Here is a 22,732-nt window from a genome sequence, read left to right on the forward strand (position 1 = left end):
GCTGGACCGCACTGCCTCGGCCAGAGGCCGCACCGCCGCTTTGCCGCTTTCAATGAGGAGAGCACGTGTCACAGGAGAACTCTGCCCACAAACAGGACGACGGCTCCGGATACGACTATGACGTCATCGTCGTCGGGTCGGGGTTCGGCGGGTCCGTCACGGCGCTCCGCCTGACCGAGAAGGGCTACCGCGTAGGCGTTCTGGAGGCCGGCCGCCGCTGGACCCGCGAGACCCTCCCCAAGAACTCCTGGGACCTGAAGAACTACCTCTGGGCCCCCAAGCTCGGCATGTACGGCATCCAGCGCATCCACCTGCTGGGCAACGTCATGGTGCTGGCGGGCGCGGGCGTCGGCGGCGGCTCCCTCAACTACGCCAACACCCTCTACGTACCGCCGAAGCCCTTCTTCGACGACCCCCAGTGGCGTGACATCACCGACTGGCAGGAGGAGTTGAAGCCGTACTACGACCAGGCCCAGCGCATGCTCGGCGTCCGGCTCAACCCGACGATGACCCCCTCCGACGTCCATCTGAAGGCGGCCGCCGAGCGGATGGGCGTCGGCGACACCTTCCACATGGCGCCGGTCGGCGTCTTCTTCGGCGACGGCAAGGACGCCGAGGGGGAGTCCGAGGCCAAGCCGGGCCAGGAGGTCGCCGACCCGTACTTCGGCGGGGCGGGACCGGCGCGCAAGGCGTGCACGGAGTGCGGCGAGTGCATGACGGGCTGCCGGCACGGCGCGAAGAACACCCTCAACGAGAACTACCTCTACCTGGCCGAGAAGGCGGGCGCTGTCGTCCACCCCCTGACGACGGTCGTCTCGATCACGGACGACTCCCAGGGCGGCTACGCGGTCGCGACGCTGCCGACCGACCGCAAGGGGAAGGCGGCCCGGGCCAAGGGCGAGGGCAGGCTGTTCAAGGCCCGCCGGGTGGTGGTGGCGGCCGGTACCTACGGCACCCAGACCCTCCTGCACCGCATGAAGGCGGGCGGCCAACTGCCGTACCTCTCCCCGAAGCTGGGCGAGCTGACCCGCACCAACTCCGAAGCCCTGGTCGGCGCGCAGACCGTCAACCGGCGCTATCGCAAGGTCACGGGCGAGGCGAAGGTCGACTTCACGCGCGGAGTCGCCATCACGTCCTCGATCCACCCGGACGAGAACACCCATATCGAGCCGGTCCGCTACGGCAAGGGCTCCAACTCGATGGGCGGCCTGTCGATCCTCCAGGTCCCCTACGCGGAGGGCTCGTCGAGGGTCGCGGCCTGGTTGGCGAACGCGGCCCGCCACCCCCTCCTGGTCCTGCGGTCCCTGTCCAACCGTCGCTGGTCGGAGCGGACCATCATCGGCCTGGTCATGCAGTCGCTGGACAACTCGCTGACGACGTATCTGAAGCCGGACGGCGTCGGCAAGGGCCTGCTGACCGCCCGCCAGGGCCATGGCGCCCCCAACCCCAAGCAGATCAAGGCCGCCTCTCAGGCCGCGTCGGCCATCGCGGCCGACATCAACGGCTTCGCCGGCTCCAACGTCGGCGAGCTGATGGGCACCCCGCTGACCGCCCACTTCCTCGGCGGCTGCCCGATCGGCGACTCGCCGGAGACCGGCGTCATCGACCCGTACCACCGCCTCTACGGCCACCCCGGCATCTCGGTCGTCGACGGGGCGGCGGTCTCGGCCAACCTGGGGGTGAACCCGTCCCTGACGATCACCGCCCAGGCCGAACGGGCGATGTCGTACTGGCCCAACAACGGCGAGACCGACCCGCGTCCGGCGCAGGGAGCGGCCTACGAACGCCTGAAGCCGGTCGAGCCGCAGTCCCCGGCGGTCCCGGCCGAGGCGTTCGGGTCGCTCAGGCTGCCGTTCCTGGGGATGCCGGCGGTGCCGCCGAAGAAGTAGAGACACAAGAGGAAGAAGTAGAGACACAAGAGAAGGACCTGCACCCCCCTCCGAGCGCAGGTCCTTCTCTGTCTTGCGTAGAGCTATTGGTGAGGCTCAGGCCTCGGTGAGGCTCAGGCCTCCGCACCGACCCGGCGGCGCTTCATGGCGAACACGACGCCCGCACCGGCGAGGATGGCGACGCCACCGACGGTCGCGATGACCGGGAGCTGGGAACTGGAACCGGTCTCGGCCAGGTTGCCCGCGATCTCCTGGACCTCACCCTGCGGCTTCTTGCCGTCGATGCCCGAGGGCTTCTCGCCGGTCGGGTCGGCGGGGTCGACGTCACCCGGGTTGCTGCCCGCGGCGAGCACGGTGAACTCATAGAACTCGCCGTTGCCGTAGCAGGCGGCGTCCTCACCGGCGTAGATCGCCTGGCTCAGCGCGAAGGACGCGCCGGCCGGGGCGGAGGACTTCACGCGGACACGGAGGTCCAGCGAGGAGGAGGAGTTCGCCTCCAGCTTGTCGAGGGAGGCGACGAAGCTACCGGTGAAGACGACCTTGCCGTCCTCGTCCTTGTAGAAGTCCTGGTAGCTGCTGGTCCACTTGCCGTCCTCCTTGACCTGGATCTCGGCCAGGTCCAGGTACAGCGAGGACTCGTCGTTGACCTCGTCCGCGTACTCGGTGAACGCCTCGATCCAGACGTTCTCCAGGTCCTTGTCGGAGTTGTTCGTGGCGACGAACTCGAAGTTGTGCCAGCCCGAACCCGCGACGATCTTGCTCGGCAGACCGGAGATCTCGGCCGAGAGGTTGTCGTCGAGGTCGAAGGTCTCGCAGTCCTCGTACGGGTTCCACTCGTCGTCCTCAGGGGCGCTCTCCGAGGGGGACGGCGAGGCGGAGGTCGTGGCCTCTTCGGTGGGCGTCGGCTCTTCGGTGGCCGGCGTGGTCGCGTCCTCGGTCGGGGTCGGCTCTTCGGTGGCCGGCGTGGTCGCGTCCTCGGTGGGCGTCGGCTCTTCGGTGGCCGGCGTGGTCGCGTCCTCGGTGGGCGTCGGCTCCTCGGTGGCCGGCGTGCTCTCCGTCGTCGTCGGCGACGGGTTGGTCTCGTCCGTGGCGAACGCGACCGGCGCGGACAGCAGCGCGATCGGCGCTATGACAGCTGTCGTGGCCGCGGCGGCCAGTGCACGGCGAAGCTTCATGAAGACCTCGAAAGTCCGGAGTGCTGCGACCTCGCAACACGCGAATGGCAGGGAGGCCTCCGCGTGTGGGGCGCGGGTGTGGCCGGTGGTTCGCAGGGTTTGATCCGTGACTGCTGTGAATGGTTGTGCCTTCACTAACGGATTTCTTATGTGGTTCACGTCACACCCCCGTCACGCCCGGGAGGCTCTGCGGGGCGGTCCGGAGCTGACGTACGCTCAGCCGCCGACAAGCCCACTGAGAGGAAGCGCACACTGCCGTGACCGACAAGCCGTCCGAGGGCTCGTCCATACCGGACGAGGAATGGGAGAAGTTCGTCCGGGACGCCGAGCGCGACCAGGCCTCCGCCGCCCCGAAGGAACCCTCCGCCCGAGCCCGCATGGTCACCGAACGCCTGCGCCAACAGGACGCCCGCGGGGAACTGCCCGCCGGCTGGCGCACCGGCCCCGCCTTGCAGGAGAGGAACGGCCCCTCCGCGCGCCGGCGCAAGGTGTGGAGCGCGCTCGGCGTGCTGCTCGCCGTCGCGGTGGCCGTGATCGCCCTCAAGCCGTCCGCCGCGCTGAACTTGCTGCTCGGCGGCTCGGGCACCGACGCCGCAGTGCCGTCGGCGTCACCGCTGGCGGCGGAGTCGACCCGGCCCAGCGCCGCGCCCGCCGACGCGGCAGGTCAGCCCACCCGGAAGCGGCCGTTCGCCGGCTCCCCGGCCGAGCGCTGGTCCGCGGGCGCGGACGCCATCGAGGTGCCGAAGGCCAAGACGGTCAGCGGAGTCTCCGCCGCGCGGATCGAGACGGCCCTGCGGCGCACGAAGGAGTTCCTCGTCGCCGCCAACCTCGACCGCGACGTGCTGTACGGCGCCGAGCCGAAGACGGCACTGGCGCTCCTCGACCCGCTGTCGAAGGACTTCGTCGCCCGCCTGCGCGCGGGCCTGCGCCGACCCACCGTCGAGAACGACCCCAAGTGGAACTTCACCCGCTTCGACCCGGACGAGATCGAGCTCGTCGGCACCGACGTGAAGGTGCGCGGCCGGATGACGGTCGAACCCGGCGAGGGCAAGGGCGGAAGAGCGCTGATCCGGGCCGACTACACCTTCGTGTACCCGGTGGCGAGGGCCGCCGGCGGCGAGGAGGTCACGCGCACGATCGTCCGCCGGGCCGTCGAGGTGGAGGTCGTCGACCCCGTCAGGTACCAGGCGACGGAGGGCCGCATCTGGTTGCGCGACCTCAGCAGCGAAATCGGCAACGACAGCTGCCGACAGGGTGACGGCTTCATCCATCCGAGGTTCCAGGCCGACCTGTCCGCCGATCCCGAGCCGTCCGGAGACGTGGTGGATCCGTACGACCGGAGCAGGGTGCTGGACGGGGCGGCGGGGACGAGGGAGTGCGGCACCCTCTCCCGCACATGACGGGCCTTCACACGTCACGGGCCTTGGTGCGAACGGCATGAGAAGGGCCCCGCAGGCAGTAGCTGCGGGGCCCTTCTTCCGTCAGCACCGACGTCAGGGCAGCGTCGGTGCCTGAGAAGCGGCGCCGGGGGGTTGCGCCGCTGGTCAGAATGGTCTCGGCCGTCGGCAATGCGGTTGTCCGTGGCGAGAACGGGTGGTTCATCCGCATCGTGCTGGATGGACGCGGCCACCGCAACTGCTGTACATCCGCCGGTCGGCCCCGGGCGTCCCCGGAGCCGACCCTCTTGGGTGACCGGGCTGCTGTCCCCTGCCGTCCGGTCACTTACCTGGAGCGAGGTCCCACGGCGTACGGCGTGATCCGTACCCCTCATCGCTCCAGTGAGCCACGCGTGGTTCTTTCGGGCCCGCCCCTGGCTGGCACGGACATCGGTACCAACGAAGGGCTCCGGGAGGCGTCACGCTCCGTCCGGGTGAGAGGGGCCCCGAACTCAGATGCGACCGCGGCACAGTTCGAGCAGGGTCATGGCGAGGGACGTGCCCGGCTTGCCCAGCGCCTCGCTGTAGTGGGTGAGGACGTCCATCTCGCGGGAGAGGTTCACCCGCCGCCCGCCGGAATTGATCCGCGCCTCCTGGATGACGGCCGAGACGGCCATGCGTTCCTGGATCAGCCCGATGATCCGGTCGTCCAGGGCGTCGATGCGTTCACGGGCACCGGTGATCACGTCCGCTGCTTCGGTGGTGCGGGCGCCGGTCACGTCGATGGCGGTCATTTCGGGGCTCCTCGTGGGCGGTGGCGGTGCCCCCGGCCGACAGGACCCGGAAACGCCAGACGCCCCGGACCTTGTCGGCCCGGGGCGCCTGGGAAGTCGCTTGTCAGTTGCTCAAGCAGCACGACCATGGCAGCCGGCGGGCCGGGTGCCATAGGTAAAGACGAAGGTCGGGTGCGTGAGCATGGGGTCAGTATGCCGGGCCGGCCGGGGACGTCCAACCCGGTTCGCATCCTGAGACGGAACGTGACCTTTCAGCGCCGGTCCCGGCAATCTCAGCCCGTCCGGCGTTTGAGGACGATGCCCCTTCAGGGCCGAAGCGGGGGTCTGGGGGCGGCAGCCCCCAGCAGCCGGGACCGTCCCCGCGGCCACCCCGGTAGAATCGGCAGCACAGACCCCAGCCCAGCCGCCGGAAGGCAACCCGTGTCACCAGCGACCCCCGCTGCCGCCGCCCCCGACACCGTCCTGGTCGTCGACTTCGGTGCGCAGTACGCCCAGCTCATCGCCCGCCGCGTCCGCGAGGCCCGGGTCTACAGCGAGATCGTGCCGAGCACCATGCCCGTCGCGGAGATGCTCGCCAAGAACCCGGCAGCGATCATCCTCTCAGGCGGCCCCTCGTCCGTGTACGAGGAGGGCGCCCCCAGCCTCGACCGCGCGATCTTCGAGGCCGGCGTCCCCGTCTTCGGCATGTGCTACGGCTTCCAGCTGATGGCCCGGTCCCTCGGCGGCACCGTCGACAACACCGGCGCCCGCGAGTACGGCCGTACGGATCTCCACGTATCGAAGTCGTCCTCCACCCTCTTCGAGGGCACCCCCGCCGAGCAGGCCGTCTGGATGTCGCACGGCGACGCCTGCTCCGCCGCCCCCGAGGGCTTCTCCGTGACGGCCTCCACGGACGTCGTCCCGGTCGCCGCCTTCGAGAACGACGACAAGAAGCTGTACGGCGTCCAGTACCACCCCGAGGTCATGCACTCCACGCACGGCCAGCAGGTGCTGGAGCACTTCCTGTACCGGGGCGCGGGCCTGAAGCCGGACTGGACCACCGGCAACGTCATCGAGGAGCAGGTCGCGGCCATCCGTGAGCAGGTCGGCGACAAGCGCGCCATCTGCGGGCTGTCCGGCGGCGTGGACTCCGCCGTGGCCGCCGCCCTCGTCCAGAAGGCCATCGGCGCCCAGCTGACCTGCGTGTACGTCGACCACGGACTGATGCGCAAGGGCGAGACCGAGCAGGTCGAGAAGGACTTCGTGGCCGCGACCGGCGTACAGCTGAAGGTCGTGGACGCGGAGGAGCGGTTCCTCAAGGCGCTCGCCGGGGTCTCGGACCCCGAGGAGAAGCGGAAGATCATCGGCCGGGAGTTCATCCGGGTCTTCGAGCAGGCGCAGGCCGAGATCATCGCGGACGAGGGTCCGGCGGTGGAGTTCCTCGTCCAGGGCACCCTGTACCCCGACGTGGTCGAGTCCGGTGGCGGCACCGGCACCGCCAACATCAAATCCCACCACAACGTCGGCGGTCTGCCGGAAGACCTCGAGTTCAAGCTGATCGAGCCGCTCCGCAAGCTGTTCAAGGACGAGGTGCGGATGGTCGGCCAGGAGCTCGGGCTCCCGGACGAGATCGTCCAGCGTCAGCCCTTCCCGGGTCCCGGCCTTGGCATCCGGATCGTCGGCGAGGTGAACAAGGAGCGTCTCGACCTGCTGCGCGAGGCCGACGCCATCGCCCGTGAGGAGCTCACGGCGGCCGGCCTCGACCGTGACATCTGGCAGTGCCCGGTGGTGCTGCTCGCGGACGTCCGCAGCGTGGGCGTGCAGGGTGACGGGCGGACGTACGGCCACCCGATCGTCCTTCGCCCGGTCTCCTCCGAGGACGCGATGACCGCCGACTGGTCGAGGCTGCCGTACGACGTCCTGGCGCGGATCTCGACCCGGATCACCAACGAGGTGAGTGACGTCAACCGCGTCGTCCTCGACGTGACGTCGAAGCCGCCGGGGACGATCGAGTGGGAGTAGGTCTCTTCAGGTCCGTTTGAGGGTGCGCACCGGCTCTCCGGGCTTCCAGATCTGGACGACGAGGTACTTGTCGTCCTCGACGTAGGTCCGCACGACCTCCGTCAGCTCGGTGCGGAAGAGGTGGAACGGCTCCGGCGGTTCCACCTCTTCGCTGTATGCGGCCTTCACCTGCGGGTCCTCGACCTCGATCGCCCGCCCGGCGATGCGCACGTCGCCCCCGCCCATGGACTGCCCCTCCCCGGGGTTCGCCTGGAGTGCGAAACGCGGGTCGCGGCGCAGGTCGAGGGCCTTGAGCGAGTCCGGCATCATGCCGAGCCACAGCTCGCCGTTCAGGAAGCGGACCTCCAGGCCGGTGGTGCGGGGGGAGCCGTCCTTGCGGAGGGTGGCGAGGATGTGGTGGGTGAAGACGCCGAAGCGATCCTCCGCGCGGCGGGCGAGTTCCGGTTCCGCCTCGGTGAAAGTTGCCCAGTTCGCTGTCATACGGCGAGTGTGGCGCCGATATCGGACATCTGCTGTCTGGTTTCGGGGAGCCTGAGTGCCGGATCTTTACAGAACATCTCTGTTCTCCTGCGCTGACCGACGGTAACTTCCGCCCCGTAAGCCACCCAGTGCTGGAGGACACATGCACGGGACGCCCCTCGGGTCCACTCCACCCTCGACTCCGCCCTCGCCGCTGCCGACCGACCAGTTGCAGTTCGCGATGCCGCCGATGCACGAGTCCGTCGAGGACGAGCGCAGGCATCGCAAGGAACGGCTCGCGGGCGCGTTGCGGATCTTCGGGCGGCTCGGGTTCGAGGACGGCGTCTCGGGGCACATCACCGCGCGCGATCCCGAGTTCAGCGACTGCTTCTGGGTGAACCCGTTCGGGATGCCGTTCAAGCACGTCACCGTCAGCGACCTGGTGCTCGCCAACTCCGAGGGGCAGGTGATCGACGGCCGCTACCACGTGAACCAGGCCGCCTTCACCGTGCACTCCCAGGTCCACGCCGCCCGCCCCGACGTCGTCGCGGTCGCCCACTGCCACTCGGTGCACGGGCGCGCACTCGCGGCGCTGGGCGAGCTGCTGGATCCGATCACTCAGGAGAGCTGCGCCTTCTACGAGGACCACGCGCTCTACGACGCGTACTCGGGGGTGGCCGTCGACGCGGTGGAGGGCCGCCGCATCGCGGGCGCGCTCGGCTCGCACAAGGCCCTCGTCCTGCGCAACCACGGACTTCTGACCGTCGGAGACTCGGTGGACGCGGCGGCCTGGTGGTTCCTGTCGATGGAACGGTCCTCTCAGGTGCAGCTGACGGCCCGGGCGGCGGGGCGTCCGGTCCTCATCGAGCACAGGTTGGCGGTGGCGACGCGGGAGCAACTGGGAGTGGATCTGGTGGCGTGGATCAACTACCAACCCCTGTGGCAGGACGTCAGCCGGAGTGAGCCGGATCTGCTGAGTTGACGATTCGGACGCGATTCGGACGCGGTTCGGACGCGATTCGAAGGCGGTTCGGACGCGGACCCTGGACCTCAGAAACCTCGCAGGACCACCGCCTTCGTCCTCGCGAACTCCTCGTCCGTGAGGATTCCGTCCCGGTGCAGTTCGCCCAACTCCCGCAGCCTGCGCAGCAGTACGTCGTGGCGGTCGGCCGGGGGCGGGACGGACGCGGCCAGTTGGGGGCGGTCGGCGTAGTCGACGCCGGTGCGGGTGGACGGGTGCGGCAGGCGGGCGGTGACGGCGGTGGCGACCAGAGCGGTGAGCAGGTCGCGGCGGGCGCTGCCCCACAGGTCCAGGGCGTACGGGTCCTTCTCCGGCGGCAGTTTGGAGAACACGGTCTCGCGGGTCACGAAGCGCAGGAAGCCGTCCTCGTAGCCGGAGTTGGGCAGCCACTCGACCTGGACGAGGTCGCCGACGTTGATGATCCGCGGGCCGGTCGCCCGTTTGACCCGGTCCGAGGTGTCCGACCAGTCGATCCGCACCTCGGTGCCGTCGAAGGAGACCGTCCCGTCGGAGGAGCGGACGGAGACCGGGACCGGTGGCCCGGGGAGGAGGTAGGTCTTGGTCGGCTCCTTGGGGATCTGGTCCAGGAGCAGTGCGTGGCGGATCTCCTCGGCGACGTACTCGGCGACCCCGGCACGGTCGATGTCCACCGCCAGCCGGTACGGATCCGCGGTGTCGGGCAGCCGGCCGCCCGTCGCCTGGAGCAGCGGGTCGGCGCCCTCACGCAGCCGTATGCGCAGGCGTCCGCGCTTGCGTTCGGGTTCGAAGACGATGCTTGCCACGGCTTCGAGGGGTACGGCGATCTCCCCGTACGTCTGCCGGAGCAGTGGCACGGAGCGGTGGAGTCCCGGCGTGATCCGGACCGTTGTGCCGTCGAAGGCCCAGGTCCCGTCGCGCTGGATGATCTCGGCCATAGGGGAATTCTCGCAGGGGGGTCAACTCGGGGGGCCGCTCGTCACCCGCGCCGACCGGGCCTGCGGGGTGCGGGGCGGGTGGTGTCGGGTGGTGTCGGGTGGCGTAGGGCACAATTCGCTGTCGTTGCAAGGAAGTTGCTGGGTTGCGGTGGGTTGTGCGGGTGCCGGGTCCGACGGGTGGCCGAAATCTGTGGTGGCCGGTATCTGAGACGGGCTGCCGACAAGGGGGCCGTGAGGCTATAAGGCCATAAGGCCATAAGGCCATGAGGTGATTTGGTCATCGGGCCGCTGGTCATTTCGGGCCGCTGGTCATGGGCTACTGGTCGTTCGGGTCACTGGTTGTTCGGGTCACTGGTCGTGCGGCCGGTGGGGCGTGAGGTCGTAGGGAAGGCGGGCGTCGGGCGTGGCGGTGCAGGAGGCTGGGCAAGGCGGCTCGGCAGCGGGTGTGCACGGGGGTGGCTGTACCTGTGGGGACTGCCCGCACGGGGCGCGGGCGGGGCATCGGCGAGCGGTCGCCGAATTCCTGCTGAAGCGGGACGCGTTCGCGGCCGGCCAAGGGCTTCCGGCTGCCGTGGCCCATTCGGCCTCGGCCTCCCGGCAGTGGGTCTCCGAGGAGTTGACGCAGTCCGCGGAACTGGTCGCCGAGCGGGGGCGTGCCGAGAGCGAGGCGTGGCTGGCGCGGCTGTGGCTTCGTACGGCGAGGGCGGTCTGGACTCTGGTCGTGACGCTGCTGCTCGTGCAGGCGCTCACGGCGATCGGGGCGGGGTGGACGTCGGCGCGTACGGCCGGACTGCTGGCGGCGCTTCTGACGGCCGGGGCGCTCACCGCGGCGTCGTGGTTCCACCGGGCTCGGGGTGGAGCGCTGGCGCCGGTCATCGGTGAGGACAACCGGCTGTCCACGTCGCGTGCGGTGGCCGGGGTGTGGGTGCTGTTCGTGGCGTACGCCGTGCTCGTACTGGTGGGGCGGCTCGCGGCGGCGTCCGGGCCCGGGGAGCGCGATGCGCTGATCGCCGGGCTCGAACTCGGGCGGGGCGCGGGTGTGGTGACCGTGCTCGCCGTGGTGTGTGCGATCGCGGTGCTGGTGCGGCGGGTGGTCCGGGTGCGGGTGCTCGGGCAGCGGCTGCAGAAGGTGCGGGCGGATCGGCCTCGGGCGGCGGATCTGCTGACGGATGACGCGGGGCGGGGGACGTTCGCGGACATCCAGTACGTCGTGATCGGCGGGGTCGCGCTGCTGTTCGCGGCGGTGCGGTTGGCTCGGCGGCCGGATCAGTTGCCGGATCTGCCGTGGGGGTTGGCGGTGGTGGTGTTGATCTCTGCGGCGACGTATCTCGCCGGGAAGTACGCGGAGGGGGGTCGGCCGGTGATCCTCTCCGTGGTGCGGGCGCGGGAGGCCGGGGATCTGGACGCGCCGATCCGTACGGGGGACGACGTCGAGATCCGGGGGGCCGGGTTTGTGCCGCCGGGTGCGCAGGGGGCGGACCGATTGTCGCGGATGGTGGTGCGGGTCGGGGCGGTGCATGTGCGGGTGCCGTTGGTGCCGGTGGCCGGGGGGTTCAGCAATCCGACGGATGCGGTGCTTACGGTGCCGGTGCCTGCGGATGTGGAGCCGGGGCGGGTGGAGGTGCAGGTGGTTACTGCGGCGGGGGTGGAGACCAATCGGTACGTGATTGATGTGACTGAGTGACGGTTGCCTCTGGCGGTTGTGGGTGGGATGCCTGCGGCGGCCTGTGCGGGTGGGGTGGGGGTTCGCGTAGCGCCTGGGGCGCGGTGGGTGGGGCGGGGCCGCGTCGGGGGGTGTCCGTCCTCGGACCGGCGGCTGGACTTATGCCGGGAGGTGCCGCGTCTTGACGCCGGCCACTGCGGGCGGACACTCCCGACGCACCGAGCTGCAGGACCTGCTGGACGAGTGGATCGTCACGGTCTGGCAGAACCGGCCGCACGACGCGCTGCGAGATCCCTGCGCGCCGAAGCGGATGTTCTCGCCGAACGAGAAGTACGCGATGCTGCTGGAGTCGTGCGGCTACGTTCCGGCCCCGTTGAGCGGTGAGGACTACGTCGAGTTGCTGCCGGAGCGGTGGCACGCGATCAATGCCTACGGCATCCGGATCAAGCACCGCACCTACGACAGCCCGGAGTTGAACCCGCTGCGCCGCCGCCCCGGTTTGCGCCCCTGCCGGTCCGATGGCCAACGGATCGGCCTTCCCGCTGACGTCCAACTCAGTCGGTGGCCTCCCCTCTGGCCCCGAGCCGGAAGCAGCCGCCAGCCGACCCCGTCCAGTCTTGCGCTGCTGGCCACGTCAGCAACTGCCGCATACCGCGCATCTTGCCAAACTCATTCCGATATGCGTGACCGGGAGAAGAACAGGCGTGGCCCTGCGCCGCCCCTTGGCCTGCTGCCGGGCCGGGGAGGCCAAGGGGACGTCTGCCCTGCCTGGCCCAACAGCAGGAAGCAAGCCGGGCTCCACACGCAGGTGCACGCGCCATGTTGCCTGCCCAACGGGAACAGCCCGGGCAGGTCACGAAGGCGCCGCCCAGATGACCGGTCTCACCAGGGCCAAGGCACGTCCGCCAGACCGGGAAGCGTGCGGAGTACGTATACCGGCAGCACTCCGACCTCAGAGCCGGTAGGGATACCGGTGACGGGCCGGTGCTCCAAGTCCGCGCTATTGGGGGATGGTGAGCAGGATGCGGCCGTGGACACCGCCGGTGTCGACGTGGTCGTGGGCCTTGGCGATGTCATCCAGCGGGTAGCGGTCGGCGACGTCGACGGTGAGGGCGCCGACGGCGGCTGCGGAGGTGAGGTCTCGGGCGGCCTGCCGCTTGGCCTCGGCGGGGAAGTCGTCGCTGCCGAGCAGACGGAGGGTGACGTTGTTGAACAGCAGGGGCCAGAAGGGGATCTCGGTGCGGTCCGTGCGGGTGGCGTAGGCGGCGATGACGGCGTTGTCGGCGGCGACGGCGTTGTCGAGGTCGGCGTTGTCGGACAGCGCGACCTCGATGATCCGGTCGACGCCCCGCGGCGCGTACGAGCGGATGGCAGCGGCGGGGTCGCCGGTGTCCAGGGCGATGGCGTGGGAGACGACGGTCGGGTCGATGTGGTCGAGGTCCGGGGTGCGGCGGACGGTGGCGATCACGGTGGCGCCGGCCCAGTGGGCGAGCTGGGCGGCCAGGGAGCCGACGCCGCCGAGGACGCCGTGGACCAGGACCAGTTGGCCGTCGACCGGGCCGTCGGCGAAGACGGTGCGGTGGGCGGTGATGCCGGGGATGCCGAGGCTCGCCCCCAGCTCGTCACTGAGGTGGTCGGGCAGGGGTGCGGCCTGGTGGTCGGGTACGACGGTGTACTGGGCGGCGGTGCCGAAGGGGCGGTAGGACTGGGCGCCGTATACCCAGACCCGTTGTCCGGCGCGGTGGGCGTCGACTCTGGCGCCCACCGCGTCGATGACTCCGGCGGCGTCGCTGTGCGGGACCACCCGTGGGAAGGGCATGGACGAGCCGAGCCAGCCGCGCCGTTTCTTGGTGTCGCCGGGGTTGACGCCCGAGACGGTGACGCGGACGCGGACCTCGCCGGGGCCGGGGACGGGATCAGGGAGTTCGCCGACGTGCAGGACATCGGCGGCGGGGCCCTGTTCGTCGTACCAGGAAGCAAGCATGGGGGTACCTCCGTGGACAGTCAGCTCGCGGGAGCGGCGGGCGCATGCGGATCGCTGTCGGTACACACAGTGTCGAATGCGGGCGGCTTCTCTCCGAGGGTCTCGCGCAGCCAGGTCCGCTCGGCGCGGCTGGTGGCGCGGGCGGTGAGCAGCATGCCCCGCCGGTAGGGGTCGGCGATCTCCTCGGCACGCAGGGGCCGCTCGTTGTCGTAGAAGAAGCTCGCCGGTTCTTCCAGGAACTCCAGCCGTCTGCGCAGCACCGCGTGCTGTTCGGCCACGTCGGGCAGGTGGGAGAGGAACGCCAGGACGACGTAGAACCGGGTGAAGTCGGTGATCTCGTGGTCGGCGGGCTCGCGCAGGCGCTGAAGCATGTCGGCCCGCCCGGCCGCGGTCAGGCTGAGCACGTATCGGGACGCCCCCGCGGCAGGGTCGGCGCGCCGCTCGATCAAGCCCGCCCTGGTCAGGCGGTTGATCGCCGGATACAGGCTGCCGTCACTGACCGGCCGCGTATAGCCGGTCAGCTGTGAGACGCGGCGGCGCAGCTCGTGTCCAGGCAGGGGCCCCTCGGCGAGGAAGCCGAGTATCGCGAGTTCCAGCATGAGTCCATCTTCGCACGCGAACATCGAATCGATGTGAACATCGATTCGATGTTAGTCTCGCACCGGTACCCGCCCGAACGTCTCTGGAGAGGCACAGCAAGATGCCATCGCAGTCCACCGAGTCAGTGATGAACCGCTTCGTCGAGTTCATCAACACGGGCAGCGAGGATCTCGCCCGCGAGGTCATTTCCCCGGACGCGGTGTTCCACGCGCCAAGCCACTCGGAACCACTGCGGGGGCCCGATGGGTACATGGAAGTCATCGGGATGATGCGCAGCGCCTTCCCCGACGTCCAGTGGACGCTGGAGGAGACGGTCACCGAAGGCGACACCGTGGCCGCGCGGTTCACCATGCGGGGAACCCACGACGGTGAGTTCTTCGGGATCCCGGCGAGCGGCAACAAGATCTCGGTGCAGGCCATGAACTTCTACTACCTGGCCGACGGCCGGATCGTCGGCGAACGGGGCCAGCCCGATCTCCTCGGGGTGATGCAGCAGATCGGTGCCGTACCGGCGCCGTAAACCTCGTAGCGCCGAGTGAGCCTTCTGCCGCGCGGGATTCCTGCTGCCAGCAGGGGGCCGGCGCGGTGGCGGAGAGCGAAGGCCCACACCGTGGTGCGGGAGGCCGACGCCGGTCACCGCAAGAGGTTGGTCTTCCATATGAGTTCCTTGCCATCCAACCCAGCCGACGCAGGCCAGAGCGCCCGGGCCGAAGGAAGCGTCACTCGACTGCGTTGACAGCGAAGTTAGTCCGCGCAGGTCAGCGACTTCAGCCGGACTAACTTCGCTGTCAAAGGACAGCAGGCCCGTAGGGGTACGCGCCGCGCCATCGCCGGATCGCCTTGTCGCCGTACGCGACTGCCGCGTCGCGGGGGTACGCGTCATCGCCGCCCGCCGGAGGTTGAGTTGCGGCGGCTTCTCGGCGCCAGTCCCGGCATTTCAGCCCGTCCGGCGTTTGAGGACGAGGCCCCTTCAGGGCCGACAGCGGGGGTCTGGGGGCCGCAAGCCCCCAGCGGGTCAGCGCCAACGCCGGGGCACTGGAATCGAGAGGTGTGTGGTGGGACCTTGCTCGCCGGAGGCCTTTCCTTACGGCGGGGTGGGTCGGAAAATACGGGGCGGTACTGGATTGAGCGGCGCAGCCACTGCGTACGTATCGTTTTTTGAGGGGTCACGGCGGCGGGCGAGAGGCGGCTACGGGCGATGACTCACGGTATGCACACGGACACGCACCCCCCTTACCTCGACGGCGACCGGGACTGGCGGGACAGCGCCACCCGTTACGCACTCCTCCCGCTCCGCGTCTTCCTCGGCGTCACCTTCATCTACGCCGGGCTGGACAAACTCACCGACAGCGCCTTCCTGAAGGACTCCGGTTCGGGGTCGGTCGGCGACATGATGCGCGCCGTGCGTGACTCCGCGGCCATCCCTCAGATGGTCGACATGGCTCTGGAGAGCCCCGTCGGTTTTGGGTATGCGATTGCCTTCGGTGAGCTGGCCGTCGGGATCGGCACGCTCCTCGGGCTGCTCGCCCGTCTGGCGGCACTCGGCGGTGCGCTCATCTCGCTGAGCCTGTGGTTGACGGTGAGCTGGGCCTCCGATCCGTACTACTACGGCAATGACCTGCCTTATCTGATGGCCTGGCTGCCCCTCGTGCTCGCGGGTGCCCCGATGTTCTCCGTGGACGCCGCGATCCGCGCGCGGCGACGGCAGCGGTTGGGCGGCTACCGGTAGTTCCGGTCGGCGGGTGAGTCAGGGGGCCGGTGGGGTGCCTCCGGTTGTGGGGGCGGGGGTGTCGTGGTTGGGGCCGGGGGCTGATCGGCGGCGTCTGCGTATGCCTCGGGTCACCGCCCCTGCCACGCCTGCGAGGAACAGGCCCCCCACGACGAGCGGGATCACCACCAACCACGGTGTCTGCCAGGCGTCGCCCGCGTCGCCGACGTAGATGATGCCCGCGAGGGCCAGGAAGGTGCCGGCGACCAGCCTGCCGGGCTGGAACTCATGACGTAGCACGGCTCACCTCCGCCTGTCCCACGCCGACGCTGAGGTCGAGGTCCAGCGTGCCCGCTGATTTGGTGCCTGCGGGGGGTGTCAGTGTCAGCTCCTTGTGCTTGCCCGGTGCCACGTCCACGTCCCGTTTGTCGTCGCCCGGCAACTGGATGTCTCCCACCCCTACGTCGATGCTCGCCTTCACGGTCACGTCCTTGGGGACGATCACCTTCAGCTGGCCCACGCCCACGTCGGCCCTGGTGGTCACGGTCTGGCCCTCGGTGAACTGCACGCGGGTCAGGTCCAGGGTGCCGACGCCGGTGCCCAGGTCGTACTGCGGTTGGATGTCGGCCACTGCCGCCGGGCGCCAGTTTCTTTCGATCCAGTGGGTGCTGATGTCCTTGGGCAGTGCTGCCGAGGCTGCCAGCAGGCCCGCCGTGATGATCGCCAGGAATATGGAGCCCGCTCCCGTACGGCCCAGGAACGCGCTCACCGCTATGCCCAGGCCCAGGACGAGCAGCGCGCAGGCCAGGCCTGTCTGCAGGCTGGTGCCGAGGGCGTGGTCCTCCCAGGTCGCGCCCATGCCCACGGCGCCCGCGAGCAGGGCCAGCAGGAACACCCAGCCGCCGATCCAACGCGGACCGCGCTGCTTCGGTGGACGGGGGCTTCTGGCGCGTAGGTCCTCGCGGCTGCTCCACCGGTTGCCGAGGCTGATGTTGACGGCCGCCTCGATATCGCGGTCGCGGGAGTCGCGGGGGCCCCAGAGATAGCCCGTGCCGCCCTCGTGGGTGCCGTCCTTGACGATGGGGTCGCGCCACCAGGAGGGGTAGGCGGTGGGGACCGGTGGTGCCTGGGCCTCCGGTGGAGCGTCGGCCACGGCCTGGGCGGCGAGCGGGTCGGGGTCGGGGGCGCCGCGGTGCCGGGACCAGTAGCCGGCGCCCGCGAGGAGGAGGGACACGACGACGGCGAAGGCCAGCACGCCGCCGTTGTTCAGCAGTGTCAGGAAGACGCCGCAGCCGACCAGGGCGAACAGCACGGCCGTCAGCGCCTGGCCGTCCACGCGGCCGGTCAGCAGTTTGCGCACCTCGTTCTCGTCCTCGTCGGCGTACGGGACGAAGAGCCAGGCGAAGCCGTAGAAGATGAGGCCGATGCCGCCGGTCGCGGAGAGCACCGCGAGGGTGATCCGGAAGATCACCGGGTCCATGTCGCACCGCCGCCCGAGCCCGGCGCACACACCGGCCAGCATCTTGTGCCGCCGGTCGCGCCGGAACTTGTGGGGTGGGGCGAGTACGCCCGCTGCCGCGGACGCTTCTGTTTCCGCGCCCGCGTGTGCGCGCGGTTCCTCACCCGCGGCGCTCGCGGGTGCCGCGCCGGACGGAGTGCCCGCGGAGGGCACGGTGTCCGGCTCGGGCACGGAGTCCGCGGCGTGCTGGTGATCTGTCATGTGTCCATGGTGACGGGCGGGTCGGCGTGACGGGAGTCGGAATGACCCTGGTCGGACCCTGATATCCGCCCCGAGGCCGGTGCGGGGGAAGCGTTCGAGTCGGCGGACTCCGAAGATCAGGGGAGTCTCGGGGGTCGACCCTGATGCTCCGGTCGGCCGGGCGTGTGACCATCGATGGCATGCCGGAAGCCGCAGCAGCGCCACTCGTCGAACCGCGGCCGCCGCGCAAGCTCTACCGCAGCAGTGACGGACGCTGGCTCGGGGGCGTGGCGCGGGGGCTCGCCGGACATCTCGGGCTGCCCGTCATCTGGGTGCGGCTCGTCTTCGTCGGGCTGTTCATGGCGGACGGCCTGGGCGCGCTGCTGTATGCCGCGTTCTGGTTCTTCGTGCCGCTCGGCGTCGGCGGTGTCGACGCGCAGCGGCCGTCTCCCTTCGCCACCGAAACCGCCGCCGACGGCCGCCGCAGACTCGTCGCCCGCAAGCCGGACAAAGGGCAGATCGTCGCGCTGCTCCTCATGGTCGTCGTGGCGATGGTCTTCGTCGGCAGCGTTGATCTGGGCAATGGCGCCAAGGCCTACCTGCTGCCCTCCGTGCTCGTCGGCGCGGGCGTCGCCCTGGTCTGGCGGCAGGCGGACAATTCCCGCCGGGCCCGCTGGATGGAGGTCGGCCGGCGCAGGCGCACCCTTACTCTGCTGCGCGCCGCCGGAGGCGTCGTCCTGGTCACGGCCGGCGTCTCCGGCATCTTCGTCCTGCAGGGCTCCGCCGCCCACCTCGGCTCCGTCCTGCAGGCGGCCCTGGCGGTCCTCGTCGGGATAACTCTGCTCGCCGGTCCGTATCTGGTGCGGATGACCCAGGACCTCTCCGAGGAGCGCCTGATGCGTATCCGCGCCCAGGAGCGCGCCGAGGTCGCCGCGCACGTCCATGACTCGGTGCTGCACACCCTGACCCTGATACAGCGCAACGCGGAGAACGCGAACGAGGTCCGCCGCCTCGCCCGCGCCCAGGAGCGCGACCTGCGCACCTGGCTCTACAAACCCGAGGGCACCGGCAAGGACGAGGCCGACGAACCCACCGACCTCGCCGACGCGGTGCGGCGCAACGCCGCCGAGATCGAGGACAAGCACGGCGTCCCCATAGAGGTCGTGGTCGTCGGCGACTGCCCGCTCGACGAGAAAATCGCCGCACAGATGCAGGCCGCGCGCGAGGCTATGGTGAACGCCGCGAAGTACGGTGGCGAGGGCGGCGCCGTGCAGGTCTACGCCGAGGTGGAGGGGAAGACCGTCTTCGTGTCCGTCCGGGACCGCGGTCCGGGCTTCGACCTCGACTCGATACCCGCCGACCGCATGGGCGTCAGAGAATCGATCATCGGCCGTATGGAGCGCAACGGCGGTACGGCCCGGCTCCGGGCGGTACCCGGCGGCGGCACGGAGGTCGAGCTGGAGATGGAGAGGGCGGAGAAGACGTCATGAGCGACCCGACCGAGGCGAACGAACCTGTGGAGTCGACCGGCGGGAGCGCGGACGAGCGACACGTGCGCGTGGTCCTCGTCGACGACCACCGCATGTTCCGTACGGGAGTCCAGGCCGAGATCGGACGAACCGAGCAGACCGGCGTCGAGGTGGTCGGTGAGGCCGCGGACGTCGACCAGGCGGTCACGGTCATCACCGCGACCCGGCCCGAGGTCGTCCTCCTCGATGTGCACCTGCCCGGTGGCGGCGGGGTCGAAGTCCTGCGCCGCTGCGCCCCGTTGATGGCGGACGCCGAGCAGCCCGTCCGCTTCCTAGCGCTGTCCGTCTCGGACGCCGCGGAGGATGTGATCGGCGTGATCCGGGGCGGCGCGCGCGGGTACGTGACGAAGACGATCACCGGCACGGACCTGGTCGACTCCATCTTCCGGGTCCAGGAAGGCGACGCGGTGTTCTCGCCGCGCCTCGCCGGGTTCGTCCTGGACGCGTTCGCGTCGACGGACGCGCCGCCGGTCGACGAGGACCTCGACCGACTCACCCAGCGCGAGCGGGAGGTGCTGCGGCTGATCGCACGGGGGTACGCGTACAAGGAGATCGCCAAGCAGCTCTTCATCTCCGTGAAGACGGTCGAGTCCCATGTCTCGGCGGTGCTGAGGAAGCTCCAGCTGTCCAACCGGCACGAGCTGACGCGGTGGGCGACGGCACGGCGCCTGGTCTGAGGCCAGGGGCTCAAAGGCTCAAGGGCTCAGGGTCTCGATCCCGCCTCGCCCCGGCTCCCTCGCTCACACCACCCGCGTGGCCCCCGCGAACGGCATCTCGTCGAGCGGGGCCACCCGGACCGGTGCCGACGGGTTGGGGGCGTGGATCATCTGGCCGTTGCCGATGTAGAGGCCCACATGGCTGATGCTGGAGTAGAAGAACACCAGGTCGCCCGGGAGTAGTTCGGAGCGGGAGACGCGGCGGCCCGCGTCGATCTGGGCGTAGGTGGTGCGGGGCAGGGAGAGGCCCGCCGAGCGGAAGGCGGCCTGGGTGAGGCCGGAGCAGTCGAAGGCGTCCGGGCCGGTCGCGCCCCAGACGTAGGGGCTGCCGAGCTTGGAGTGGGCGTACGAAATGGCCGCTGCGGCCCGGGAGTTGGGGGCTTGGGCTAGGGCGGAACCGGGCGTCAGGGCGTCGCGGGCGCCCGTCCAGGAGCGTGCGGCGCGGCCCGCCTCCCCCTGGAGCCGGGCGCGCTCCTCGGCGGTCAGTCGGGCGAGCAGGCCTCGGGCCGTGTCCAGCTTGTCGGTGATCGTGTCCTTGTGCCGACGCAGTTCGGCCTGGCGGGACTTCAGCGAGGTCAGTTCGACGCGTGCGGCCCCCCGCAGCTGCTCGATCTCCCGTAGCTGTCGGCGGACGCCGGCGACGGACGTGGCCTGCCGGTTGCCGGCGCGTTCGGCGAACTCGGCTCCGTCGAGGTAGCGGTCGGGATCGTTCGAGAGCGCGAGCTGAAGGGCCGGGTCGAGGCCGCCGTCGCGGTACTGCGCCGCGGCCATCGAACCCAGCTCCTCGCGCGCCGAGTTGAGCTTCTCCGTCCTGCGCGCGGCCTCGTCCTGGAGGGTTCTGATCCGCCGCTCGGCCGTGTCCGCCTGCTCCTTCGCGCCGTTGTACTTCTCGGTGGCGACCTCTGCCTCCTGATACAGCTTGTCCACCTTCGCCTTGACCTGCGCCGGTGTCAGCCGCGGCTCGGCGTGTCCGGTCCCGTCGAGGCCGGTCGCGCTCGCGGCGCCCGCCAGGGCGATCGTCCATGCCGTGCGGGCCGTGTTGCCGCCGACCGAGCGCTGACGGGGCCTTCGGTGCGCTGCCACGTGGACTGCACGTCCTTTCGTACGACCGCCTCGTCCTGCCACGTCCGCCGGCGTGCCGGGGTGGCTGGCGTATGACTGACCCGGAGAGCGGCGGACGTATGAGCGCCTGGGGGAGCGGACGTACGACCGCATCGGGGCGGGGTGCGCATCCGGCGGCGGCCCACACAGGGGGAGCGGGCCGCCGCCGGACTTTCTCGGCGGTGGTGTCCGACTGCCGCCCCTGGCCCGGGCGGCGGTGGGGAGCCGGTCACCTGGTGGAGGACGCTAAACCTCCGTGTGTCGGGTCGGTAACGCGTTGTGCGGAAGTGCCGGAAGCGGACCGGGGGATGACCGTAAGTGACCGTGATCCCGGGATGCGAGCGTCTGGTTCACGCGGAGTGATGACCGAAGTGGCGGTTTCGGGGTTCGGGGCGGTGGTGGGCTGCTATGGGGCGCATATATGCAAGATCGGGTGGGGTGGAGCCGGGGAGGAGGGGAGGCGCGGGAGGGCGAAGTGTGAGTGGAGTGGGGCGGTGTCGGGTGGTTTTTCGGCTTTGATTAGGCTCCGGCTCCATGGACGTACTCATCCACCTCTTCGTCGGCCTGCACATCATCGGTATCGCCGCGCTGCTCGGTGGTTTCTTCACCCAGATGAAGGCGATGGGCCAGGGCACCGCCCGTTTCGTCCCCGCGATGCTGCACGGCGCGCTGACCATGCTGGTCACCGGTGTGATCCTCGTCGGCCTCAACCAGGCGGACGATCAGCCCGTCAACAACATCAAGATCGGCGTGAAGCTGGCGCTGCTGATCGTGATCCTCGGGCTCGTGTACGTGAAGCGGGACGAGGAGAAGGTGGACAAGAGTCTGTTCGGCGTGGTGGGGCTGCTGACCACGGCGAACGTCTTCATCGCCGTGTTGTGGACGTGACCCTGCCGGACCAGGGGCCGGCGTAGGCCAGCCCCGCGCCCGCGGTGACCGCCAGCCATGCCGCCACCGCGATCCACAGCAGGACCTCGCCGGGGGTTTCGAGCCACGGGACGTCCACGGCTGTCGCGACGGAGAGGGTCGCCGCCGCCGTCATGCCCATCGGGAACACGGTTGCCCAGCGGCGTACGTCGTAGTGCGGCCGTGGCCAGGCGATCTCGGCGATGAGCAGGACGGCGTACCAGGCCAGGTCGAGTACGAGGAGAGCGACGGTCACGGTGCGCAGGACGCCGCTGTCGTCCTCGTTCCAGAGGTAGAGCTCGGCGCTGTCGGCGGCGATGAGCTTCGATCCGGCGAGTGCGGAGATGGCGAGGGCGCCGCCCGCCACCCACTGGTCGCCGGCGCCGTGGGCGACTTGGCGTAGGTCGAAGCAGGTCAGGGCGACGGCGTAGAGCAGCAGGCCGAGCCAGAAGAGCGCGAGTGCCGTGTGGGCGAGCCATGCCGTGGACTCGGTCGCGGCGAGTGTCGCGGCCAGGACGGCCAGGCCCTGTGTGGCCACGCAGCCGAGGAACACCGCGCCGGGCATGCGGCGGTGCCAGTGGCGTACGACGGCGACGAGCAGGCCGGGCCAGAGGAGGGCGGACAGGGCGAGGAGGGCCTTGGCGAGGGTGTGCCAGCCGAGGGTGGTGAAGCGGGTGCCCAGGACCGTCGTTGCCGCGATGGCGGTCAGGGCGGCGGGGGTGGCCGCCTCCTTCGCCCATCTGGTGCGGTCCCACAGGAGCCGTGCGACGAAGTCGCCGGCGAGCGCCAGCCAGGCCGCGCAGGCGAGGGCGAGGGTGATGCGGGACAGCGTCTCGTGGTGCGTCTGGTGGAGGGCCACCGAGAGGATGCCGGTCGCCATGACGGCTGCGCCGGCTGTGGGGGGACGTTGCGACCACCAGGTGTACAGGGGGGATGTGGGGGCGGCGGGCATGGGGCCGATGCTAGGGAGCGGGGTGTTGGTTGCTGGTGGGGCACGCGCACGACGGGGGTGAAATTTGCCCTCCGGTGGATGGGGGTGCGCGTTGATGCCTGCGGCGGCCTGTGGGGGTTTGGTGGGGGTTCGCGTAGCGCCTGGGGTTCGGTGGGTGGGTCGGGGCCGCGTCGGGGGGGGGGGGGCCCCCGGGGGGGGGCGGGGCGTGATTCAAAAGGGGGTAGCGGTTGTGGGCCGCCCCCACC

20 protein-coding genes and 1 pseudogene are annotated in these 22,732 nt (G+C 70.3%); 11 read left to right on the forward strand and 10 right to left on the reverse strand.

Features of this window, described 5'->3' with window-relative positions; genetic code table 11:
• Window positions 1-65 precede the first annotated feature (65 nt).
• Window positions 66-1,889 carry a GMC oxidoreductase gene (locus ACIA8X_RS24170; protein ID WP_393453437.1) on the forward strand — a complete coding sequence of 608 codons (1,824 nt, stop codon included), beginning with the start codon at window positions 66-68 and terminating at the stop codon, window positions 1,887-1,889.
• A 113-nt stretch (window positions 1,890-2,002) separates the two neighbouring features.
• Here ACIA8X_RS24170 and ACIA8X_RS24175 read toward each other — a convergent pair whose 3' ends face one another.
• Window positions 2,003-3,064 (reverse strand): LAETG motif-containing sortase-dependent surface protein, encoded by a 1,062-nt coding sequence (locus ACIA8X_RS24175; RefSeq protein WP_393453440.1) that lies wholly within the window; start codon window positions 3,062-3,064, stop codon window positions 2,003-2,005.
• A gap of 257 nt (window positions 3,065-3,321) precedes the next feature.
• On the opposite strand from ACIA8X_RS24175, the gene ACIA8X_RS24180 reads away from it, so the two are divergent.
• Window positions 3,322-4,464, forward strand: coding sequence for a hypothetical protein (locus ACIA8X_RS24180; protein ID WP_399459067.1), 1,143 nt, complete (start codon window positions 3,322-3,324; stop codon window positions 4,462-4,464).
• 488 nt (window positions 4,465-4,952) lie between these two features.
• On the opposite strand, the gene ACIA8X_RS24185 is transcribed toward ACIA8X_RS24180, so the two are convergent.
• Entirely contained in the window at window positions 4,953-5,234 is a 282-nt protein-coding gene (locus ACIA8X_RS24185; RefSeq protein ID WP_399459068.1) for a chorismate mutase, read from the reverse strand.
• Window positions 5,235-5,654: 420 nt separating this feature from the next.
• On the opposite strand from ACIA8X_RS24185, the gene guaA reads away from it, so the two are divergent.
• On the forward strand, window positions 5,655-7,235 hold the full coding sequence (guaA, locus tag ACIA8X_RS24190; RefSeq protein WP_399459069.1) for a glutamine-hydrolyzing GMP synthase: 1,581 nt from the start codon (window positions 5,655-5,657) through the stop codon (window positions 7,233-7,235).
• Between the two features lie 6 nt (window positions 7,236-7,241).
• Here the strand turns inward: guaA and ACIA8X_RS24195 are convergent, their stop codons facing one another.
• Complete coding sequence (locus ACIA8X_RS24195; protein ID WP_393453449.1) at window positions 7,242-7,715, reverse strand: pyridoxamine 5'-phosphate oxidase family protein; 474 nt, start codon at window positions 7,713-7,715, stop codon at window positions 7,242-7,244.
• A gap of 142 nt (window positions 7,716-7,857) precedes the next feature.
• Here ACIA8X_RS24195 and ACIA8X_RS24200 point away from each other — a divergent pair, with 142 nt between their 5' ends.
• A complete protein-coding gene (locus tag ACIA8X_RS24200; RefSeq protein WP_393453452.1) occupies window positions 7,858-8,676 on the forward strand; it encodes a class II aldolase/adducin family protein in 819 nt (272 codons plus the stop codon).
• A 68-nt stretch (window positions 8,677-8,744) separates the two neighbouring features.
• Here ACIA8X_RS24200 and ACIA8X_RS24205 read toward each other — a convergent pair whose 3' ends face one another.
• On the reverse strand, window positions 8,745-9,629 hold the full coding sequence (locus ACIA8X_RS24205) for a DUF4429 domain-containing protein (RefSeq protein WP_399459070.1): 885 nt from the start codon (window positions 9,627-9,629) through the stop codon (window positions 8,745-8,747).
• A gap of 403 nt (window positions 9,630-10,032) precedes the next feature.
• On the opposite strand from ACIA8X_RS24205, the gene ACIA8X_RS24210 reads away from it, so the two are divergent.
• Entirely contained in the window at window positions 10,033-11,313 is a 1,281-nt protein-coding gene (locus tag ACIA8X_RS24210; protein ID WP_399459071.1) for a hypothetical protein, read from the forward strand.
• 199 nt (window positions 11,314-11,512) lie between these two features.
• A pseudogene (locus ACIA8X_RS24215) lies at window positions 11,513-11,785 on the forward strand (integrase); the annotation flags it as partial.
• A 507-nt stretch (window positions 11,786-12,292) separates the two neighbouring features.
• Here ACIA8X_RS24215 and ACIA8X_RS24220 read toward each other — a convergent pair.
• Together ACIA8X_RS24220 and ACIA8X_RS24225 are read right to left on the reverse strand one after the other, a co-directional pair.
• A complete protein-coding gene (locus tag ACIA8X_RS24220; RefSeq protein ID WP_399459072.1) occupies window positions 12,293-13,276 on the reverse strand; it encodes an NADPH:quinone reductase in 984 nt (327 codons plus the stop codon).
• A gap of 20 nt (window positions 13,277-13,296) precedes the next feature.
• A complete protein-coding gene (locus ACIA8X_RS24225; RefSeq protein WP_393453464.1) occupies window positions 13,297-13,875 on the reverse strand; it encodes a PadR family transcriptional regulator in 579 nt (192 codons plus the stop codon).
• 101 nt (window positions 13,876-13,976) lie between these two features.
• Here ACIA8X_RS24225 and ACIA8X_RS24230 point away from each other — a divergent pair, with 101 nt between their 5' ends.
• Together ACIA8X_RS24230 and ACIA8X_RS24235 are read left to right on the forward strand one after the other, a co-directional pair.
• Complete coding sequence (locus ACIA8X_RS24230) at window positions 13,977-14,396, forward strand: ester cyclase (RefSeq protein WP_399459073.1); 420 nt, start codon at window positions 13,977-13,979, stop codon at window positions 14,394-14,396.
• 678 nt (window positions 14,397-15,074) lie between these two features.
• Complete coding sequence (locus ACIA8X_RS24235; protein WP_399459074.1) at window positions 15,075-15,605, forward strand: TQO small subunit DoxD; 531 nt, start codon at window positions 15,075-15,077, stop codon at window positions 15,603-15,605.
• 18 nt (window positions 15,606-15,623) lie between these two features.
• Here ACIA8X_RS24235 and ACIA8X_RS24240 read toward each other — a convergent pair whose 3' ends face one another.
• Window positions 15,624-15,884: a hypothetical protein gene (locus ACIA8X_RS24240; protein ID WP_399459075.1), complete on the reverse strand. Its 261-nt coding sequence runs from the start codon at window positions 15,882-15,884 to the stop codon at window positions 15,624-15,626.
• Window positions 15,871-17,304 (reverse strand): PspC domain-containing protein, encoded by a 1,434-nt coding sequence (locus ACIA8X_RS24245; RefSeq protein ID WP_399459076.1) that lies wholly within the window; start codon window positions 17,302-17,304, stop codon window positions 15,871-15,873. The genes ACIA8X_RS24240 and ACIA8X_RS24245 overlap by 14 nt, the downstream gene beginning before the upstream one ends.
• A 179-nt stretch (window positions 17,305-17,483) precedes the next feature.
• Between ACIA8X_RS24245 and ACIA8X_RS24250 the strand changes: the two genes are divergently transcribed.
• Window positions 17,484-18,773, forward strand: a complete 1,290-nt coding sequence (locus ACIA8X_RS24250; protein ID WP_393453479.1) for a PspC domain-containing protein — start codon at window positions 17,484-17,486, stop codon at window positions 18,771-18,773.
• On the forward strand, window positions 18,770-19,489 hold the full coding sequence (locus ACIA8X_RS24255; RefSeq protein WP_393453482.1) for a LuxR C-terminal-related transcriptional regulator: 720 nt from the start codon (window positions 18,770-18,772) through the stop codon (window positions 19,487-19,489). Before ACIA8X_RS24250 ends, ACIA8X_RS24255 begins: the two co-directional genes overlap by 4 nt.
• A gap of 63 nt (window positions 19,490-19,552) precedes the next feature.
• On the opposite strand, the gene ACIA8X_RS24260 is transcribed toward ACIA8X_RS24255, so the two are convergent.
• Window positions 19,553-20,611: an NlpC/P60 family protein gene (locus ACIA8X_RS24260; RefSeq protein ID WP_399459077.1), complete on the reverse strand. Its 1,059-nt coding sequence runs from the start codon at window positions 20,609-20,611 to the stop codon at window positions 19,553-19,555.
• A 552-nt stretch (window positions 20,612-21,163) separates the two neighbouring features.
• Between ACIA8X_RS24260 and ACIA8X_RS24265 the strand changes: the two genes are divergently transcribed.
• Window positions 21,164-21,517 carry a hypothetical protein gene (locus ACIA8X_RS24265; protein WP_393453487.1) on the forward strand — a complete coding sequence of 118 codons (354 nt, stop codon included), beginning with the start codon at window positions 21,164-21,166 and terminating at the stop codon, window positions 21,515-21,517.
• On the opposite strand, the gene ACIA8X_RS24270 is transcribed toward ACIA8X_RS24265, so the two are convergent.
• Window positions 21,495-22,487 carry a tellurite resistance/C4-dicarboxylate transporter family protein gene (locus ACIA8X_RS24270; RefSeq protein WP_399459078.1) on the reverse strand — a complete coding sequence of 331 codons (993 nt, stop codon included), beginning with the start codon at window positions 22,485-22,487 and terminating at the stop codon, window positions 21,495-21,497. The two genes, ACIA8X_RS24265 and ACIA8X_RS24270, sit on opposite strands and share 23 nt — an antisense overlap.
• Between the last annotated feature and the right edge of the window lie 245 nt (window positions 22,488-22,732).

Source organism: Streptomyces sp. NPDC051738 (assembly GCF_044453205.1).
Lineage (GTDB): Bacteria > Actinomycetota > Actinomycetes > Streptomycetales > Streptomycetaceae > Streptomyces.